The 17,649-nt window shown below is 66.6% G+C and carries 18 protein-coding genes; 16 read left to right on the forward strand and 2 right to left on the reverse strand.

All coding sequences use genetic code 11. From position 1 onward, the window contains the following. Positions 1-10 precede the first annotated feature (10 nt). From flgN to fliW, 5 genes are all read left to right on the forward strand, one after another. On the forward strand, positions 11-490 hold the full coding sequence (gene flgN / locus ACYYG1_RS11730; RefSeq protein ID WP_461210501.1) for a flagellar export chaperone FlgN: 480 nt from the start codon (positions 11-13) through the stop codon (positions 488-490). Between the two features lie 3 nt (positions 491-493). Further along, complete coding sequence (gene flgK / locus ACYYG1_RS11735; RefSeq protein ID WP_461210502.1) at positions 494-2,614, forward strand: flagellar hook-associated protein FlgK; 2,121 nt, start codon at positions 494-496, stop codon at positions 2,612-2,614. A 12-nt stretch (positions 2,615-2,626) separates the two neighbouring features. Next, positions 2,627-4,165 carry a flagellar hook-associated protein FlgL gene (flgL, locus tag ACYYG1_RS11740; RefSeq protein ID WP_461210503.1) on the forward strand — a complete coding sequence of 513 codons (1,539 nt, stop codon included), beginning with the start codon at positions 2,627-2,629 and terminating at the stop codon, positions 4,163-4,165. A gap of 81 nt (positions 4,166-4,246) precedes the next feature. Next, positions 4,247-4,480, forward strand: a complete 234-nt coding sequence (csrA, locus tag ACYYG1_RS11745; protein WP_461210504.1) for a carbon storage regulator CsrA — start codon at positions 4,247-4,249, stop codon at positions 4,478-4,480. Beyond that, positions 4,462-4,941 (forward strand): flagellar assembly protein FliW, encoded by a 480-nt coding sequence (gene fliW / locus ACYYG1_RS11750; protein WP_461210505.1) that lies wholly within the window; start codon positions 4,462-4,464, stop codon positions 4,939-4,941. The genes csrA and fliW overlap by 19 nt, the downstream gene beginning before the upstream one ends. A 48-nt stretch (positions 4,942-4,989) precedes the next feature. Here fliW and flgM read toward each other — a convergent pair whose 3' ends face one another. After that, entirely contained in the window at positions 4,990-5,286 is a 297-nt protein-coding gene (gene flgM, locus ACYYG1_RS11755; protein ID WP_461210506.1) for a flagellar biosynthesis anti-sigma factor FlgM, read from the reverse strand. Positions 5,287-5,308: 22 nt separating this feature from the next. Continuing rightward, positions 5,309-5,728, reverse strand: a complete 420-nt coding sequence (locus ACYYG1_RS11760; RefSeq protein WP_461210507.1) for a DVU0524 family FlgM-associated protein — start codon at positions 5,726-5,728, stop codon at positions 5,309-5,311. A gap of 165 nt (positions 5,729-5,893) precedes the next feature. On the opposite strand from ACYYG1_RS11760, the gene ACYYG1_RS11765 reads away from it, so the two are divergent. From ACYYG1_RS11765 to recR, 11 genes are all read left to right on the forward strand, one after another. Next, complete coding sequence (locus tag ACYYG1_RS11765) at positions 5,894-6,739, forward strand: NAD(+)/NADH kinase (RefSeq protein WP_461210508.1); 846 nt, start codon at positions 5,894-5,896, stop codon at positions 6,737-6,739. Between the two features lie 6 nt (positions 6,740-6,745). After that, a complete protein-coding gene (locus ACYYG1_RS11770) occupies positions 6,746-7,963 on the forward strand; it encodes an MltA domain-containing protein (RefSeq protein ID WP_461210509.1) in 1,218 nt (405 codons plus the stop codon). After that, on the forward strand, positions 7,960-8,607 hold the full coding sequence (locus ACYYG1_RS11775; RefSeq protein ID WP_461210510.1) for a DUF4254 domain-containing protein: 648 nt from the start codon (positions 7,960-7,962) through the stop codon (positions 8,605-8,607). Before ACYYG1_RS11770 ends, ACYYG1_RS11775 begins: the two co-directional genes overlap by 4 nt. Positions 8,608-8,628: 21 nt before the next feature. Further along, complete coding sequence (gene gatB / locus ACYYG1_RS11780; RefSeq protein WP_461210511.1) at positions 8,629-10,056, forward strand: Asp-tRNA(Asn)/Glu-tRNA(Gln) amidotransferase subunit GatB; 1,428 nt, start codon at positions 8,629-8,631, stop codon at positions 10,054-10,056. A 207-nt stretch (positions 10,057-10,263) separates the two neighbouring features. Beyond that, positions 10,264-11,310: an S-methyl-5-thioribose-1-phosphate isomerase gene (gene mtnA, locus ACYYG1_RS11785; RefSeq protein WP_461210512.1), complete on the forward strand. Its 1,047-nt coding sequence runs from the start codon at positions 10,264-10,266 to the stop codon at positions 11,308-11,310. Positions 11,311-11,461: 151 nt separating this feature from the next. Continuing rightward, positions 11,462-12,031 carry a hypothetical protein gene (locus tag ACYYG1_RS11790; RefSeq protein ID WP_461210513.1) on the forward strand — a complete coding sequence of 190 codons (570 nt, stop codon included), beginning with the start codon at positions 11,462-11,464 and terminating at the stop codon, positions 12,029-12,031. Positions 12,032-12,152: 121 nt separating this feature from the next. Then, a complete protein-coding gene (gene der / locus ACYYG1_RS11795) occupies positions 12,153-13,514 on the forward strand; it encodes a ribosome biogenesis GTPase Der (RefSeq protein ID WP_461210514.1) in 1,362 nt (453 codons plus the stop codon). A gap of 188 nt (positions 13,515-13,702) precedes the next feature. After that, positions 13,703-14,626 (forward strand): branched-chain amino acid transaminase, encoded by a 924-nt coding sequence (locus tag ACYYG1_RS11800; protein ID WP_461210515.1) that lies wholly within the window; start codon positions 13,703-13,705, stop codon positions 14,624-14,626. Positions 14,627-14,701: 75 nt separating this feature from the next. Continuing rightward, the gene (gene dnaX / locus ACYYG1_RS11805; RefSeq protein ID WP_461210516.1) at positions 14,702-16,495 is read left to right on the forward strand and encodes a DNA polymerase III subunit gamma/tau; all 1,794 of its coding nucleotides are present in this window, start codon (positions 14,702-14,704) and stop codon (positions 16,493-16,495) included. Between the two features lie 28 nt (positions 16,496-16,523). Continuing rightward, a complete protein-coding gene (locus ACYYG1_RS11810) occupies positions 16,524-16,835 on the forward strand; it encodes a YbaB/EbfC family nucleoid-associated protein (protein WP_461210517.1) in 312 nt (103 codons plus the stop codon). Positions 16,836-17,014: 179 nt separating this feature from the next. Next, positions 17,015-17,623, forward strand: coding sequence for a recombination mediator RecR (gene recR / locus ACYYG1_RS11815; RefSeq protein ID WP_461210518.1), 609 nt, complete (start codon positions 17,015-17,017; stop codon positions 17,621-17,623). Positions 17,624-17,649 lie beyond the last annotated feature (26 nt).

The raw sequence follows: 17,649 nt of genomic DNA on the forward strand, positions 1-17,649 counted from the left end.
GGAGCGGCTCATGCTTGACAGGATCACCGACAACATCCGCCGGCAACTCAAGGGCCTCGAACTCCTCTCCACACTTCTTGAGGAAGAATTTGCCTGCCTCACGGGCAGGGATCCCCAGGCCGTGACCGGCTGCGAATTCTCCATCCAGGAATTGTTGCGCCAGTTGGCCGTCGAGCGCATGACCCTCAAGGGCATGGTCAAGGACGTGGCCCCCGAGGCCAGGAGCCTGCGCGATCTGGAGGCCGTGGTGGCTCCCGAGGCCGCGGCGGAGTTCAGCTCCCTCCTGGACCGGGTGGACCCCCTGGAGCAGCGTTGCGCCGTGCAGGCGGAAAAGAACTCCCGCATCGCCTTCGCCCTGGCCGACCAGAGCCGGGGCCTTCTGGAATACATGCACAAGAAGATCCAGCCCAAGTGCCAGGACACCTACGCCAAGAACGGCCGCTTCCAGGACCACAGGCCCGAGGCCGCCATCCTCAGGGGGAGGTCCTAGAAGATGGCCGGTTTGAATACGCTCCTCGATATCAGCAGGGGGGCGTTGTACGCGAGCCAGGCCAGCATCGAGGTCACTGGCAACAACATCGCCAACGTCAACACCCCCGGCTATTCGCGCCAGGTCGTGCAGCTCGAGGAGTCCATCTCCATCGACTACTCGCCCGGCCAGCTCGGCACGGGCGTGAAGGCCGTCCAGGTGATGCGCTACTTCAACGACTTCGTTGAGGAGCAGTACGTGGACAAGTATTCCCAGCAGAGCCGCTGGGACGCCGCCTACCAGAACCTGCGGGCCGTGGACAGCCTGTTCAACGAGAGCAACGTGGACGGCCTGAACGCCGCCCTGGCCCAGTACTGGGCGGACTGGCAGGAGCTGGCCGACAACCCCTCCCTCATCGCCGCGCGCGAGGCCCTGGTGGGCAACACGCAGAACCTGCTCAACTCCATGCACACCATCGAGCAGGACCTGAACTCCATGCAGCAGCAGGTGGACGAGTTCATCGGCCAGGAGGTGGAAGAGGCCAACGGCATCCTGCGGCAGATCGCGGACATCAACCTCCAGATCCAGTCCCACGACGTGCCCGGGCAGAACAACGCCAACGCCCTCAAGGACCGCAGGGCCGTGCTGGTGCGCGAGCTGGCCGGGATGATCGACGTGGACTACGTGGACAACGGGGGCGGCGACTTCCTGGTCATGACCAAGGCCGGGCACACCTTGGTGGACGGCATCGAGGTCTACGGACTGAGCTTCGAGAACGCCCAGGCCACCAAGGCCCTGACCACGGGCTCCAATTTTCAGGGCGACATCTATTTTTCCGGCAGCGACGACTTCGAGTACACCTTCGAGGTCGTGTCCGGCGGGCAGGTTTCCAACGCGGGCAGCGCGGCCATGATGCGCGTGTCCCTGGACGGCGGCAAGACCTGGCTCACCGACGACGACGGCAACGAGCTGCGCGTGGCCGCCCGTCCCGAGGACGGCAAGGTCACCGTGGGCGACCTGGAGGTCTGGTTCGGATCCGAGACGTCCTTTTCGGGCACGGCCAGCGGCGACCTGGAGGTGGGCGACTCGTTCACCATCGTGCCCAAGAAGGGGCTGTACTGGCACCAGACCACATCTTCCAAGGTGAACATCACCCCCCAGGTCTTCGCCAACGGGTCGGACAACGAGCGCCGCCTCGTGGGCGGCTCCATCGCCGGGTACTTCCAGTTCCGCGACCAGCACGTGGGCCGCTACAAGGACATGCTGGACGGCTTCGCCAAGACGCTGGTCTGGGAGACCAACCGCCTGCACAGCCAGGGGGCCGGGCTGCAGAAGTTCGACACCGTCACCGGCACCTACAGCGTGGATTCCACCACCGCCGCCCTGGGCAGCAACGGTTCGGGCCTGGCCTTCGCCGAGAATCTGCAGGACGGCAACATGATGCTCTATTTCTACGACGAGGCCAGCGGCGAGCTGGCGTCGGGCGCGTCCTTCGGGCCCCTGGACTTCGGCGGCGGGGCCAATTTCGACGCCTCGGTGCACAGCCTCGTGGACGTGCGCAACGCCATCAACTCCACCTGGGGCACCTATGTGACCGCGGACATCGTCAGCGGCCAGCTGCGCCTCACGGCCCAGGACGGCTACGAATTCGCCTTCGGCACGGACTCGGCCGGGCTGGCCGCGGCCCTGGGGGTGAACACCTTTTTCGAGGGCGACAACGCGGCCAACATCGAGATGACCACCAAGGTGCGCTCGGACCTGGACTTCATCTCCAGCGGCCACGTCAACGGCGCCGCGGAAACCAACTCCGGCGACAACACCTCGGCCCTGAACATCGCCCAGCTCAAGGACAAGGTGGTGACCATCAACATCAACTCCGAGAACCCCGTGAACCAGACGCTCGGCGACTACTTCAACGGCCTGGTTTCGGGGGTGGGCGCGGACACGTCCACGGCCAAGTTCAACTACCAGTACAACGCGACCCTGGCCCAGGACCTGGACACCAGGCAGCAGGAGACGGCGGGCGTGAACCTGGACGAGGAGATGGGCAACCTGATCAAGTTCCAGCACGCCTACACCGCCGCCGCCAAGCTCGTGAGCACGGCGGACAGCATGATGCAGACCCTGCTGGGCATGAAGAACTAAGGGGATCCGGACATGCGCATTTCGCACCAGACGCGGTTCACCTATTTCATCGGCAACATGAACTCCTCCCTGGAGGAGCTCATGGAGCTGAACATCAAGGCCTCCACCCAGAAGGACATCAACCGTCCCTCGGACGATCCCGTGGGCATGGCCCGCGTGCTCCGGCACCGCAGCACCATCTCGGACCTCGGGCAGTACAAGGACAACCTGAACACCGCCAAGGGCTGGCTGGGCCAGGCCGACAGCACCCTGACCCAGGTGAACACGATCCTCACGCGCATCCGGGCCCTGGCCGAGCAGGCCGCCACGGGCACCATGAGCGCGGACAACCGCGAGCAGGCCAGCTACGAGGCCCGCCACCTCTACGAGGAGCTCATCGTCCTGGCCAACTCCGAATACGAGGGACAGTACATCTTCGCCGGGCACAAGACCGGGGAGCAGGCCTACGAAAAGGCCCTCTGGCTGATGGACAACGACGGCTCCACCGCCGGCACCAACTTCAGCATCACCGGCGACACCGAGAAGTCCATCGTGCTGCGGTTCCTCTCCGACGGCGTGGTGGGCACCGACTCCCTGGACTACGAGTATTCCCTGGACGGCGGCAACACCTTCATCACCGGCAACGTCCCGGCCACGGCCGGGGACAAGACCCTGGACCTCGGCGGGGTGCAGTTGACCCTGGAGGCCGGGACCACGGTCACGGCCTGCGACAACACGGTGGAGGGCGACCAGGACAACGGCACCTGGATGTGGGTGCGGCCCACGGCCCTGTACAAGGGCGACGACGAGGACGCCGTGAGCGTGGACACCATGGGGCCGTCGGCCCTGTCCAACGCGGCCGCGGGCATCTTCGCCCAGGACGTCACCGTGCGCATCGACTCGGACACCACGCTGGGCGGCAACCCGGTGGAGTATTCCTACAGCCTGGACGGCGGGGCCACATGGGTCGAGGGCCTGGAGGCCGACGGCTCGGACAGCACCACCGAGTTGACCCTGGTGGTGCCCGGCGGCACCCTGACCCTGTACGAGACCGGCGCCAGCGGCAATCTGCTCAACGCGGGCGACCAGTGGGTCATCAGACCGCGCATGGCCGACGTGAAGATGGAGATTTCCCCGGGCGAGAACATCACGGTGAACAGCGTGGGCAAGGACGTGTTCGGCGGCATCTACATACCGCCGGGCTCCACGTCGGCCGTGATGGCCCCGGGCGTGCCCGACAGCGAGAACATGTTCGACGCCGTGGGTCGGCTCGTCGCCTACATGGAGACCAACAACCAGAGCGGTTGCCAGCAGGCCCTGGCCGATTTGACTCCGATTTCGGAAAGGATCATGAACAATGCCGCGCGCATCGGCGCGGCCGAGAACAGGCTGGAAGTCGCCTCGGGCATGCTGGACACCCTGAGGATCAACGAGGAGGAACGCCTGTCCAGCGTGGAGGACGCGGATCTTACGGAACTCATGACCAAGCTCGCCAACCAGCAGATCGTGTACGAGACCGTGCTTAGGTCCTCGTCCATGGTCATGCGCATGAGCTTGATCAATTACCTGTAGAGGGGGCGGGCGGCCTGGGGCCGCCAAGGGGCCGTTCTGCCAGGATGGCGGGGCGGATGAACCACAGCCACATGGACGGATATGCTGATTCTTACCCGTCGGCCGGGAGAGAGCATCTATCTCGGCGATGACATAAAACTGACGGTCCTCAGCGTGCAGGGCAAGCAGGTCAAGGTCGGGCTTGAAGTCCCGGACGACATGCCCGTGTATCGCGAGGAAGTGTACCTGCGAGTGCAGGAGCAGAACAAGATGGCCCTCCAACTCACAGCAAAGGATTTGCTGGCGGCGACACAGTTATGGCACAAAGAGAAGTAGAGAATACCATCCAGACCCGCTTGGGCGAGCTTTCGGTGGACATGGACCGTGTGATCCGTTTTCCGAGGGGCATCATCGGCTTTGAGGAATGCAAGAACTTCACGCTGCTGCACCTGCGGGACAATTCGCCGTTCCTCATGCTGCAGAGCATGGACAGGCCCGAACTCGGGCTGATGGTGGCCGACCCCTACACCTTCCTGGCCGACTACAAGGTCAAGATCGGGTCCGCCGAGCAGAAGATCCTGCAGCTGGACAACGTGCGCGAGATCGCCGTGCTGGTCACCGTGTCCATTCCCCCGGGCAAGCCCGAGGAAACCTCCCTGAACCTCATGGGGCCCATCATCGTCAACTCCCGCTCCCGCGTGGGGCTGCAGGTGCCGCAGGTGGACGCCCAGTATCCCTCCCGCTATCCCGTGGGCGAGGGCGCAAAAAAAGCCGCCGAGGCCCTGGCTCAAGACTAGGGCGCCCGGCGGCGTTGCCGTCTGTTTTCAGCGGAGCGGGGCCTGGGCTCAGAGGAGCATTTCCAGGTCCTCCTCCACGATCTTGGCCGCGGTCCTCTGCAGGTCGGGCTCGTACTGGCCCGAATCCACGAGTTCCTTCAGCCTGTCCACCTTCTGCTGGCGGACATCCGCTGTGTTCTGGGCCGCGGTCAGGGCCTCCCCGAAGAGCTTGCCCTCATCGGATATCCTGACCGAGTCGCTGCCCCCCGCAGCGGACTTCGCCCCCTTGGCTCTGGACGTCGACGAGTCGGTCTTCGAAACCTTCTCGTAGCCGCGCAGGCTGGATGTGATTCCTGAAAGTTCCATAGCCGTTCTCCCCTTGAGTGACTTAAAGCATCGTTTCGTTGACCTTCTCCAGCGTGACCTCCCACAGTCTGTTGAAGAGGGTTTGTTTTTCCGGACCCGTTACCTCCACCGGGCCCTGGTCTTCGATCCTGAAGACCTGCAGATCTATTTCCGATGGGGGATAGGCGAACTCTAAGCGTCCGCCGAATTCAACCTCCATCTGAGCCAGGATCCCCTGGACCACCTCATTCTCACTCCCCGAGACAATGAGGTTTTCCACGATTTCCCTGGCGATCTGCTCCACCAGCATCTTGCGTTTGGCCAGGCGCGAAATGGTGACGTCCTCTTCCGCTCCGGCCGCCGCAAGCGAGCGTTTGAACCGGGCCAGGCGGCGCGCGCAGGTCAATTGCCTGCTGTACGTCCGAAGCATCCGGTTGGTCTGGTATGATGTCGCTGCGCTCACGTCGAGTCCCTTCTTACCCTGCTTATCGGTCCCCAAGGGGCGAATCTTTAGATGTGTTTATCAAAAATTTGGAAAAAATCGCAACGTGTCGTGATTTTTGGCACTCTTTTTTCAAGGGCCCCGGTCCTTGAATGCCGGGCCTGGATGGTTTAGACAGTGACGACCATGACGGACAAACCTTCACGCGTGCTTTTGGTGGTCCGCGCCGAGAACAGCGAGGCCCCGGCCCTGGCCGACGAGATCCGGGCCTGGCTCGAGTCCCGGGGCGTCGAGGCCCTGGTGGCGAACCATCCCGGAGAGCGGGGCGGCTCGGCCGGGGATCTTCCCGTGTCCGGCTGCGACCTGGTCATCGTGCTCGGCGGCGACGGTACCATGATCAGCGTGGCCCGGCAGGTGGCCGGCCGCGCGCCCATGGTCGGCCTGAACATGGGCCGCCTGGGCTTTCTCTCCGAGCTGTCGCCCCGCGACTGGCCCCAGTTTCTGGAACGGGTCCTGGCCCGGGCCTGCCGCTATTCCGAGCGCCTGGTCCTGGAATACTCGGTTTCCCGCGACGGCGCGGAACTGCGCCGGGGCCTGGCCGTGAACGACGTGGTCCTCAACAGGGGCAGCCTGGCCCGGCTCATCCGCCTGGACCTGGACCTGGGCGGCGAGGCCCTGGGCAGCCTGCGCGCCGACGGGCTGGTGGTTTCCACGCCCACGGGCTCCACCGCCTATTCCATCTCCTCGGGCGGGCCCATCGTGCAGCCCGAACTGGACGTCTTCACCGTCACGCCCATCTGCCCGTTCCTGCACAATTTCAGGCCCATGGTCCTTTCCGGCGGGGCGGTCTTCACGGCCCGCGTCCAGGATCCCAGGAGCGAGGTCTTCCTCACCGTGGACGGCCAGGACTGCCTGCCCCTGGAGGCCGGGGACGAGGTGCGCGTGGCCCGCTCGGCGCGGGGTCTGAGGCTCCTGGAGCCCGAGCGCCCGGCCTGGGTCACGCGGCTGCGGGACAAGGGGCTCATCGAGTAGAACACCATGCGAACGACGCCTGTTTTCGACATACCGGCCCGCGTGCTGCGGCGCCTTCCCCTGGCCTGCGCCCTGGCGGGCCTGCTGCTCGCGGCCGTGCTCTCGGGCTGCGCCGTGAAGCCCTACGCCCCGTCCGCCCCGGCCACGGCCGCGCGGGCGGCGCTGTCCCTGGACGCGGCGGAGCAGGGCCTGTCCTCCTGGCAGGACCTGCGCCCGGCCCTGGAGCGCAGCCTGGCCTACGTGGCCGCACGGCCCCAGCAAGCCGCGGCCCTGGACCGCGACGGCCTGCGCGTGACCTGGGCGCAGCTGGACTCCACCCTCACGGACCTGCTGGCCCTGCTGCCGCGCCTGGACAAGGAGCCCGGGCTGCTGGCCGAGCGCTTCGTGTGGCTGCGCGTGGCCCCCGAGCCGCTCATGACCGGCTATTACGCCCCGTACCTGGACGCCAGCCCCGTGCGGACCGAGGAGTTTCGCTATCCCCTGTACGCCGTGCCCGACGACCTCCAGGTCCTGGACCTGGGCGACTTCCACTACCGCTGGAAGGGCCAGCGCCTGGTCTTTCGCATGGAGGACGGCCAGCCCGTGCCGTACTACGACCGCGAGGCCATCGACTTCGACGGGGCCCTGGCGGACAAGGGCCTGGAAATCGCCTGGGTGCGCGATCAGACCGACGTGTTCTTCCTGCAGATCCAGGGCTCCGGGCTGCTGCGCTTCCCCGACGGCGGCACCCGCCACGTGCTCTACGCGGGCAAGAACGGTCACAAGTACGTGAGCCTGGGCCGGGTGCTGGCGGATAGGGGGCTCCTGCCCCTGGAAGGCATGAGCATGCGTGTGATCCGCGAGTTCCTGGCCGCCAACCCGGACAAGAAGCAGGAGCTGTTCTCCACCAACCCCAGCTACGTGTTCTTCCGCCTGGGCGACGACGGGCCCTACGGGGCCATGGGCAAGCTGTTGACGCCGAGGGTCAGCATGGCTACAGACCCGGGAACCCTGCCCCTGGGTTCGGTTCTGGCCTTCGACACCGTGCTGCCCCCCGAGGCCCCGGGCCTGGACGAGACCCGCGTGGCGGGCATCGGCCTGGCCCAGGACAAGGGCGGGGCCATCAAGGGCACGCGCCTGGACTACTTCTGCGGCAGCGGGCCGGACGTGGAATATTTCGCCGGGCACATCAAGGCCCGGACCACCGTGCATCTTTTACTCAGCCGCGAGGCCTATACACGATGACAGCCGTCACCCTGGCCGCACTGCAAGAGGCCGTCGCCCGGATCATCGACCGCCAGACCGAACAGGTGCGGGCCTGGCACGCCGCCGAACCCGGCGACCTGCCCGAGCCCGCCCCGGCCCCGACCCTGGAGACCCTCGCGGCCCTGGCCGCGCGCGAGAATCAGGTTAACTATCAGCTCTGGCACGTCGAGGACGACGCCCGGCGCACTGACGTGGACGACGCCGACATCGCCCTTTGCAAGCGCCGCATCGACGGCCTGAACCAGCGCCGCAACGACCTCATCGAGAAGGTGGACGCCTGCCTCGTCCCTCTGGTAACTCCCCTGATTCCGGGGGACGCGCCCGCGCGGCACAACACCGAGACCGTGGGCTCCGCCCTGGACCGCCTGTCCATCATGGCGCTGAAGGTCTTCCACATGCGCGAGCAGACCGGGAGGACCGACGTGGACGAGGCGCACCGCGAGTCCTGCCGCGCCAAGCTCTCGGTGCTCATGGAGCAGCGCTCGGACCTCGGGGCCAGCGTGCTGGAGCTGCTGGCGGACTACGCCGCCGGGCTCAAGCGCCCCAAGGTCTATTACCAGTTCAAGATGTACAACGATCCCAAGCTCAACCCGGCCCTCTACGCCCCCAAGGCCAAGGCGTAGCCAGGGCCCGAGGGGCCACTCATGTCCAGCTACGAAGCCGTCATCGGACTCGAAGTCCACGCCCAGCTCAAGACGAAGACCAAACTCTTCTGCGCCTGCTCCACGGAGTTCGGGGCCGAGCCCAACTCCCATACCTGCCCGGTGTGCGCGGGCATGCCCGGGGCCCTGCCCGTGGTCAACGAACGCGCCGTGGAATACGCCACGCGCATGGCCCTGGCCACGGACTGCGCCGTGAACCTCAAGAACGTGTTCGCGCGCAAGAACTATTTCTACCCGGACCTGCCCCTGGGCTACCAGATCTCGCAGTTCGAGCTGCCCATCGCCGAGCACGGCCACATGGACATCGACGCGGGCCAGGGCGTCAAGCGCATCGGCATCACGCGCATCCACATGGAGGCCGACGCGGGCAAGTCCATCCACTCCCAGGCCGACAACCTGAGCTTCGTGGACCTGAATCGCGCCAGCACGCCGCTCATCGAGATCGTCAGCGAGCCGGACATGCGCAGCCCCGAGGAGGCCGAGGCCTACCTGCGCGCGCTGCACGAAATCCTCCTCTATCTCGGCATCTGCGACGGGAACATGGAGGAGGGCTCGTTCCGCTGCGACGCCAACGTCTCCATCCGGCCCAGGGGCCAGGCGGAGTTCGGCACGCGCACGGAGCTAAAGAACATGAACTCCTTCCGCAACGTGCGCCGGGCCATCGCCTACGAGATCGAGCGCCAGGAGGACCTGCTGCACGACGGCGAGGCCGTGGTGCAGCAGACGCGGCTCTTCGACGTGAACACGGGCGTGACCCACGCCATGCGCGGCAAGGAAGAGGCCCACGACTACCGCTATTTCCCGGACCCGGACCTCGTGCCCCTGGTGCTGGAACAGGCCTGGGTGGACTCCGTGCGCGAGTCCTTGCCCGAACTGCCCGCGCCGCGCCGCGCGCGCTTCATCGAGCAGTACGGCCTGCCCGAGGACGCCGCCGCCGTGCTCACAGCGGACCGCGCCCTGGCCGACTACTACGAGGCCGCCGTGGCCGCCTACGCCGAGCCCAGGAAGATCGCCAACTGGATGCAGACCGACATGCTGCGCATGCTCAACGACGAGGGCTGCGCCGTGGCGGACTGCGGCCTCGCGCCCAAGGACTTCGCCTCCCTGGTGCGCATCGTGGACCAGGGCCTCGTGAACCAGAAGATCGGCCAGAATATCTTCAAGGAACTCTTCGCCCAGGGCGGCGACCCCGAGGCCCACGCCAAGGAGCAGGGCCTGGCCCAGATCTCCGACACCTCGGCCCTGGAGGCCGCCGTGGACGAGATCATCGCCGCCAACCCCGGCGAGGTAGAGGCCTTCCGGGGCGGCAAGACCAAGCTCATGGGCTTCTTCGTGGGCCAGGTCATGCGCGCCACCAAGGGCCAGGCCAACCCCAAACTCGTGAACGAAATTCTGGCCAAGAAGCTGTAGACGACGCCGCAGGCGTTGCGCCACGTGTTCGGGGGGCTCTGCCCCCCGGCCCCCCGCCAAAGGGAATAATTCCCTTTGGAATCCTTTTAGGGCCGGTTTTCGTTGTGCTCCCGCACAGCGAAAACCGGCCCGTATAGGGATTCTCAAGGGGGTTACCCCCTTGAGCCGCCGGAGGCAAAAGAGCCCCGCACAACCAAGGAGCAGACCATGGACTGGCATATGGTGTGGAATGACGGGCAGGGGTGTCTGGACCTGTTGGACCAGCGGTTTTTGCCCATGCGCGAGGACTGGTATGCGTGCGTGGACACGGACAGCACCATCTACGCCTTGCAGACCATGGTCATTCGCGGCGCTCCGGCCATCGGGGTTGCGGCGGCGTACGGGTGCTATTTGGCGGCCCGCGAGGCGGCCGGGGCCGGGGCGGGTTGGCGCGGGAAGCTGGAGATGTTGCTGGCGCGCCTGCGCAACGCGCGGCCCACGGCCGTGAACCTGGCCTGGGCCGTGGACCGCATGCGCGCGGCCTGGGACGCCGAGCCGGAGCTGGACAATGCCGGGCTGTGCGCGCTGTGGCTCGCGCTGGCCAAGGATATCCACGGCGAGGACAAGCGGATTTGCCGCACCCTGGGGCGCATCGGCGGCGAGGTCATCGACGACGGCGACACGGTGCTGACCCACTGCAACGCGGGCGCGCTGGCCACGTCGGACTACGGCACGGCGCTGGGCGTGATCCGCGGGGCCTGGGACGCGGGCAAGCGGAACATCCGCGTCATCGCCGACGAAACCCGGCCGTTCTTGCAGGGCGCGCGCCTCACGGCCTGGGAGCTGCAGAAGGACGGCATCCCCGTGAAGGTGGCCTGCGACAACGCCTGCGCCCTGCTCATGAAACGCGGGCTGGTGCAGAAGGTGGTGGTGGGCGCGGACCGCATCGCGGCCAACGGCGACGCGGCCAACAAGATCGGCACCATGGGCGTGGCGATTTTGGCCAAGCATTTCGGGGTGCCGTTCTACGTGGCCGCGCCCCTGTCCACCATCGACCGCAACACGCCCACGGGCGACGACATCCCCATCGAGGACCGCACCCCCCGCGAGGTGACCCACGTGGGCGAGACCCAGATCGTGCCCGACGGGGTGGACGTCTACAACCTGGCCTTCGACCCCACCCCCGCCGAACTCATCGCGGGCATCGTCACCGAGGTCGGCATCCTGCGGCCGCCGTACAAGCAGAGCATCGCCGAGGCCTTCGCCCGGTCCTGAGCCTGGTTTTCCCGAGAGCCTTTCCGGCCCCGCGCGGCTCGCCGCGCGGGGCTGTTTTTTGCGGTTGTTTTGTCCTTTATCTTTGCCCGGGAATCGCCTATAGAATGGAGCATAACCTTCTCCTTTTTGCGTCGATTCCCGGGGGGTGGGCATGTTCCGTGACGTTTTGCGCGGGCGGGCCCGGGGGTTCGCCTTGTGGCATATGGTGGGGGCCGTGGCCTCGCCGCTGCTGGCGCCGGTGTACGTTCTGGCGGCCCTGGCCTTTTTCGATCCCTGCGTGGAGCGCTACAATCCCGACAAGCTCCTGTTTCCCGTGCTCTTCTTCACCCTCGTGTCCTGCTACGGGCTGCTGCCGGAATACGTGTTCACCCGGCGGCGCATCAGGAGCATGGGCAAGCGGGCCTGCCTGGCCGTGATCCTGCCTCTGGTCATCCTGGGGTTGTGGATGCTGCTGGTGCCGGGCATGTGCGTTCGCCTGCGCCTGGGCGCGGACCCGCCCCGGCAGTACGAGGCCGTGGTGGTCAGCTGCTCGGTGCCGCGCTCGGGCCCGGCCTGGGTGGAGGTGCGCGACGCCGGGGGCGGGAGCCACCGCCTGAACATCGGGGGCCGGGTCCCGGCCCCGGGCACGGAACTGGTCTTCACGGCCCGCGAGGGCATGTTCGGCGTGCTCTACGACATCCGCCACGTGCACGGGCTGCGGCGCAACCGTTCGGCGGATTAGTCTTTCCGGTTGCGTATCGCGGCGTTTCCGTTTACCACCTCGGGCCTGAGCCTTCCGAACCTCGGGTCGGCCGCAACCTTTGCCTGTAACTCCACCGCGAAATCCGGTATAGGAATTGACCATGCTCGCCACCATAGCCCTGGTGGGACGCCCCAACGTGGGCAAGTCCACCCTGTTCAACCGCATGATCCGCCGCAACAAGGCGCTGACCCACGACCTGCCCGGCGTGACCCGCGACCGCATCTACGGCGTGGTGGGCCAGCGCGGCAAGGCCCGGCCCTACGCCCTGGTGGACACGGGCGGCCTGGTGCCCGGAGGCACGGGCGACTTCGAGGCCGAGATCATGGAGCAGGCCGGGGAGGCCATGGCCGAGGCCCAGGTGGTGCTCCTGGTGGTGGACGGCCGCGAGGGCCTGACCCACGTGGACGAGCACGTGGCCCGGGATCTGCGCGCCTCGGGACGGCCCACGCTGCTGGTGGTGAACAAGGTGGACGCCCCGGAGCAGGAGGAGCTGGCCGCCGAGTTCCACGCCCTTGGGCTCGATATCGTCGCGGTTTCCGCAGCCCATGGCTACGGCATGGCCCGGATGATGGAGCGCATCGAGGATTTCCTGGAAGAGCGGGGCATCCAGAGCGAAGAGGAACGCATCGACAAGGACAAGCAGGGCCTGCGCCTGGCCTTTGTGGGGCGGCCCAACGCGGGCAAGTCCTCCATCATCAACGCGCTGCTGGGCGAGCGCAGGCTCATCGTCTCGGACAAGGCCGGCACCACCCGCGACAGCGTGGACGTGACCTTCGAGCGGGATGGGCGGATGTTCACCTTCGTGGACACAGCCGGGGTGCGCCGCCGCACCAAGATCACCGAGGACCTGGAGCGCTTCTCCATCCTCTCGTCGCTCAAGTCCTCCAAGAAGGCCCAGGTGGCCGTGCTGGTGCTGGACGGCTCCGAGGCCCTCTCGCACCAGGACAAGCGGCTGATCAATTTTCTGGACCGCGAGAAGACGCCCTTCATCGTGGCCGTGAACAAGACGGACCTCGTGCCCAAGGACAAGCTCAAGGAGCTCAAGGAGCACTTCGCTCACGAGCTGAAGATCGTGCGCCACGTGCCCGTGGTCTACACCAGCGCCCTGGGCCGCACGGGGCTCTCCAAGCTCCTGCCCCTGGCCGAGCGGGTCCACGCCGAGTGCTCCCTGCGCGTGGGCACGGGCGAGCTGAACCGCATCATGCAGACGGCCATCGACCGCCACCAGCCCCCGGTGGTCAAGCGCCGCCGCGCCAAGTTCTACTACCTTACCCAGGCGGACACCATGCCGCCGACCTTCGTGTTTTTCGTCAACGATCCGGCCATCATCATGCCGTCCTACGCCCGCTATCTGGAGGGCCAGCTGCGCAAGCTCGCGGGCCTGACCATGGCCCCGGTCATGGTGCGCTTCAAGTCCAGCCACGGGGAAAAGGGCGGCAAGAAGGGCAAGGGCGGCAAGTAGCCTCTTTTTTTCATTTTTCAGGATGCGTTCAAGGGGCCAATTTTGTCGGCATGCCTTGACCTCCGTTGACGATTTCCTTACCGTCGATGATCTATCACGTGCGTTTGGTTGAACCCGACCGCTGGGGGTCGCATAGGCATTTCGGGCGGGGCGCACAGGTGTAAAATCTACGAAGAGAGGAAATACCCATGGTCCAGAAAGCTGAGCACATCTGGTTCGACGGCAAGCTCGTCCCCTGGGACGAGGCCAACGTCCATGTCCTGACCCATACCCTGCACTACGGCTGTGGCGTATTCGAGGGCATCCGGGCGTACAAGCTAGCCTCGGGCGAGTCCTCGGTATTCCGGCTCAAGGACCATGTGCACCGGCACTTCATGTCCGCCAAGATCATGCTCCTGGACATGGGCATGACCGAGCAGGATCTCTACGACGCCATCATCGAGACGCTCCAGGCCAACAAGCAGGCCGAGGGCTACATCCGACCCCTGACCTTCATCGGCGAGGGCGCCATGGGCGTGCATCCCGCCGACAACCCCGTCCACACCATCGTCGCCACCTGGCCGTGGGGCGCGTACCTGGGCGAGGAGGCGCTGGACAAGGGCATCAGGATGAAGACGTCGTCCTTCACCCGGATGCACGTCAACGCCTTCATGACCAAGGCCAAGGTCTGCGGTAACTACGCCAACTCCATCCTGGCCAAGCGCGAAGTGGTGGCCGACGGCTATGACGAGGCCCTGTTCCTGGATACCGCGGGCTACGTGTCCGAGGCTTCCGGCGAGAACATCTTCATCGTGCGCAACGGGTATATCAAGACCCCGTCGCTGACCAGCATCCTGGACGGCCTGACCCGCAACAGCCTCATCGCCGTGGCCAGGGACCTGGGCTACCAGATCGTGGAGCAGCGCTTCACCCGCGACGAGCTCTACGGCGCGGACGAGGCCTTCCTGACCGGCACCGCCGCCGAGCTGACCCCCATCCGCGAGGTGGACCACCGCGTCATCGGCGCGGGCAAGGCCGGCCCGGTGACCAAGGAATTGCAGAAGGAATTCTTCAAGGTGGTCAAGGGCGAGAACCCGAAATACGATCACTGGCTGGACAAGTACACCATTTAGCAACCAAGTAATTAGCGCGAGACAATGATGCGCGCCGCGCCGGGGCACCCGGCGCGGCGCGCCATCGACACAGCCATGAGCCAGTCGCACCTCACGAGCAAGTACCGGCCCCAGCTCTTCAGCGAAGTGGCCGGGCAGGAGATGATCAAGACCATTCTCTCGCGCGCCGCGGCCACCAGGACCGTGGCTCCGGCCTATCTCTTCTCGGGCACGCGCGGGGTGGGCAAGACCACCATCGCCCGCATCTTCGCCAAGGCCATCAACTGCGAGAACGGCCCGGCCGCCGAGCCGTGCAACAAGTGCCTGCACTGCCGCCAGATCCAGGCCGGGGCCGCCGTGGACGTGGCCGAGATCGACGGCGCGTCCCACACCGGCGTGGACAACGTGCGCTCCTTGAAGGAGGACGTGGGCTTCGCGCCCCTGGACTGCCGCTACAAGGTCTTCATCATCGACGAGGCGCACATGCTCTCCAAGGGGGCCTTCAACGCGCTGTTGAAGACCCTGGAGGAGCCGCCGCCCCACGCCACCTTCATCATGGCCACCACGGAGCCCCACAAGTTCCCGGCCACCATCATTTCCCGCTGCCAGCACTACATCTTCCAGCGCCTGACCCAGAAGGAGCTGGAGGATCACCTGCGCGGCGTGCTCGGGGCCGAGAGCCTGGGGTACGACGAAGACGCGGTGTCGCTCTTGGCGCGGCGCGGCGCGGGCAGCGTGCGTGACGCCATGTCCCTCATGGGCCAGGTCCTGGCCCTGGGCGGCGAGCGCCTCACCGCCTCGGACGTGCGTCAGGTCCTGGGCCTGGCCGGTCGCGAGATCATGTTCCGGCTGCTCACCGCGCTGCACGCCCAGGACTGCGTTGGGGTGTCCGAAATCCTGCGTGAGGTCCTGGACCAGGGCCTGGACCTGGGATTCTTCCTGCGCGAGCTCACGGAGTGCTGGCGCAACCTGTTCCTGGTCTCCCAGGCCGGGGACAGGGCCATGGACGTTTTGGACGCCCCGGCGGAAGAGCTGTCCCAGTGGCGCGACTGGGCCGGGAAATTCTCCCTGTCCCACGTGCATGCCTGCTGGCAGCTGACCCTGGAAGGGCAGCAGCGGGTCAAGTCCAGCGTGGAGCCCGCCCTGGCCCTGGAACTGCTGCTCCTGAATCTGGCCTATCTGCCGCGCCTCCTGCCCCTGGGCGACATCGCCTCCACCGGCGCCGCGCCCATGGCCCCGGCGGCTGCGCCGGGCGGTGGGGCCGCGCCCGGGCCCCAGGCTCCGCAGGCCGCCCCCGCGTCCCGGGCTTCGCAGGCGGCCGAGCGGCCCGCACCGGCGCGTCCGGCCCCCGAGGCGCCGGCTCCCGATGCTTCGGCCCCCGGGGCTCAGGCCCCTGAGCCGCCGGACGAGGAAGAGCCGCCCCTGCAAGAGGACCCTCCCCCTTTCGAGGATGAGGGACCGGCCTTTGTCCCGGCCTCCGGTCCCTCCGCATCCCCCCCGGCCGAGGATGTCCCGCCGCCGCCCCCGGACGGCCCCCGCACCTGGCAGGGTTTCCTGGACTACGCCCGCACCGTGCGCGAGGAGACGGGCCAGGGCATAAACGGCCTGGAGCAGGCCGGGGCCCAAATCCGCGGCAACCGGGTTGCGGTTTGCTGCGCCAGCCGCGTGCAGGCCGACCAGATCCGGCGCGGCGAGTATTTTTCCCGGCTGACCGCCCTGGTGCGCGCGTTCTTCGGCGCGGACTTCGAGGTGGAGCTGGAGGTCCGGGCCAAGGCCCGGTCCAATCCCCGCCAGGCCCAGGCCGACGCGGCCTCCCATCCCCTGGTCAACCGTCTGGTGGAAGAGATGGACGCCCGCATCGTGGACGTGCGTCCCATGGACAAGAACTGATCACCCCCCGAGGAACGAGGAGCGATATATGCGTGGAATGCAGGACATGGTCCGCCAAGCCCAGATGATGCAGAAGAAGATGCAGAAACTCCAGGACGAGCTGGAGGAGCGCGTGGTGGAGGCTTCGGCCGGGGGCGGCATGGTCACGGTGCAGGCCTCCTGCAGCGGGATCATCAAGTCCGTGAAGATCGACCCCTCGGTGGTGGACCCCGAGGACGTGGAGATGCTCCAGGACCTGGTTCTGGCCGCCGTGAGCGAGGCCGTGAAAAAGGGCAAGGACACGGCCGAGGCCGAGATGAAGGCTCTTACCGGCGGGATCAGCATCCCCGGCATGTTCTAGGCAGACTGTCCCAAAACGCACGTTCGCTGCGTTGCTGCGAAAAATTCAAATCCTCGCGTACGGGGAGTACGCGTCGGCCTTGAATTTTTCTTGCGCCTTGCGCCCGCACATTTTGGGCCAGTCTGCATCAGGAATGAGGCGCGGGTTTTGCACCGAGCGCCGAGAAGGTTGGATACGACGTGCAGGATAGACTTCCCGAACCCCTCCGGGCCGTGGTGGACCAGTTGTCCAAGCTGCCCGGCCTGGGCCCCAAGAGCGCGTTGCGCGCGGCCCTGGAACTGCTCAAATGGCCGAGGCCCCGGGCCGAGGCTTTGGGGCGCAGCATCCTGGAGTTGCGCGAAAAGCTCTGCGTGTGCGACCGCTGCGCCAGCCTTTCGGACTGCAGCCCGTGCTGCATCTGCTCGGACCCGGAGCGCGACGACTCGCAGCTCATGGTGGTGGCCGAGTGGGACAGCCTGCTGACCCTGGAGGAGGGCGGCTTTTACCGGGGCAAGTATCTGGTGCTGGGCGGGCTCCTGGAGCCCCTGGCCAACGTCGATTCCGCCAGCCTGGAGACGGACCGCCTGATCCGCCGCCTGGACGAGGGCAAGGTCGTCGAGGTCATCCTGGCCCTGGGCGCGACCCTGGAGGCCGAGGCCACGGCGTCCCTGATCAAGGGCCTGGTGGCGCGCCGCTACCCGGGCGTGCGCGTCAGCCGTCTGGCCCAGGGCATCCCCCTGGGCGCGGAGGTCAAGTATGTGGACCGCGAGACCCTGCGCCAATCCCTGCAATACCGGCAGGATATCTGAGGCCCCGTCCGGCCGGGGACCACACC

Source organism: Desulfocurvus sp. DL1XJH-121 (genome assembly GCF_054819825.1).

What these genes read in the sequence shown, in the direction of transcription:
- der (WP_461210514.1), top strand. Translation starts at nt 12,153, where the DNA reads ATGCTCGCCACCATAGCCCTGGTGGGACGCCCCAACGTGGGCAAGTCC.
- flgN (WP_461210501.1), top strand. Translation starts at nt 11, where the DNA reads ATGCTTGACAGGATCACCGACAACATCCGCCGGCAACTCAAGGGCCTC.
- ACYYG1_RS11765 (WP_461210508.1), top strand. Translation starts at nt 5,894, where the DNA reads ATGACGGACAAACCTTCACGCGTGCTTTTGGTGGTCCGCGCCGAGAAC.
- flgK (WP_461210502.1), top strand. Translation starts at nt 494, where the DNA reads ATGGCCGGTTTGAATACGCTCCTCGATATCAGCAGGGGGGCGTTGTAC.
- ACYYG1_RS11790 (WP_461210513.1), top strand. Translation starts at nt 11,462, where the DNA reads ATGTTCCGTGACGTTTTGCGCGGGCGGGCCCGGGGGTTCGCCTTGTGG.
- ACYYG1_RS11770 (WP_461210509.1), top strand. Translation starts at nt 6,746, where the DNA reads ATGCGAACGACGCCTGTTTTCGACATACCGGCCCGCGTGCTGCGGCGC.
- mtnA (WP_461210512.1), top strand. Translation starts at nt 10,264, where the DNA reads ATGGACTGGCATATGGTGTGGAATGACGGGCAGGGGTGTCTGGACCTG.
- flgL (WP_461210503.1), top strand. Translation starts at nt 2,627, where the DNA reads ATGCGCATTTCGCACCAGACGCGGTTCACCTATTTCATCGGCAACATG.
- fliW (WP_461210505.1), top strand. Translation starts at nt 4,462, where the DNA reads ATGGCACAAAGAGAAGTAGAGAATACCATCCAGACCCGCTTGGGCGAG.
- gatB (WP_461210511.1), top strand. Translation starts at nt 8,629, where the DNA reads ATGTCCAGCTACGAAGCCGTCATCGGACTCGAAGTCCACGCCCAGCTC.
- csrA (WP_461210504.1), top strand. Translation starts at nt 4,247, where the DNA reads ATGCTGATTCTTACCCGTCGGCCGGGAGAGAGCATCTATCTCGGCGAT.
- flgM (WP_461210506.1), bottom strand. Translation starts at nt 5,286, where the DNA reads ATGGAACTTTCAGGAATCACATCCAGCCTGCGCGGCTACGAGAAGGTT.
- ACYYG1_RS11810 (WP_461210517.1), top strand. Translation starts at nt 16,524, where the DNA reads ATGCGTGGAATGCAGGACATGGTCCGCCAAGCCCAGATGATGCAGAAG.
- ACYYG1_RS11775 (WP_461210510.1), top strand. Translation starts at nt 7,960, where the DNA reads ATGACAGCCGTCACCCTGGCCGCACTGCAAGAGGCCGTCGCCCGGATC.
- ACYYG1_RS11800 (WP_461210515.1), top strand. Translation starts at nt 13,703, where the DNA reads ATGGTCCAGAAAGCTGAGCACATCTGGTTCGACGGCAAGCTCGTCCCC.
- dnaX (WP_461210516.1), top strand. Translation starts at nt 14,702, where the DNA reads ATGAGCCAGTCGCACCTCACGAGCAAGTACCGGCCCCAGCTCTTCAGC.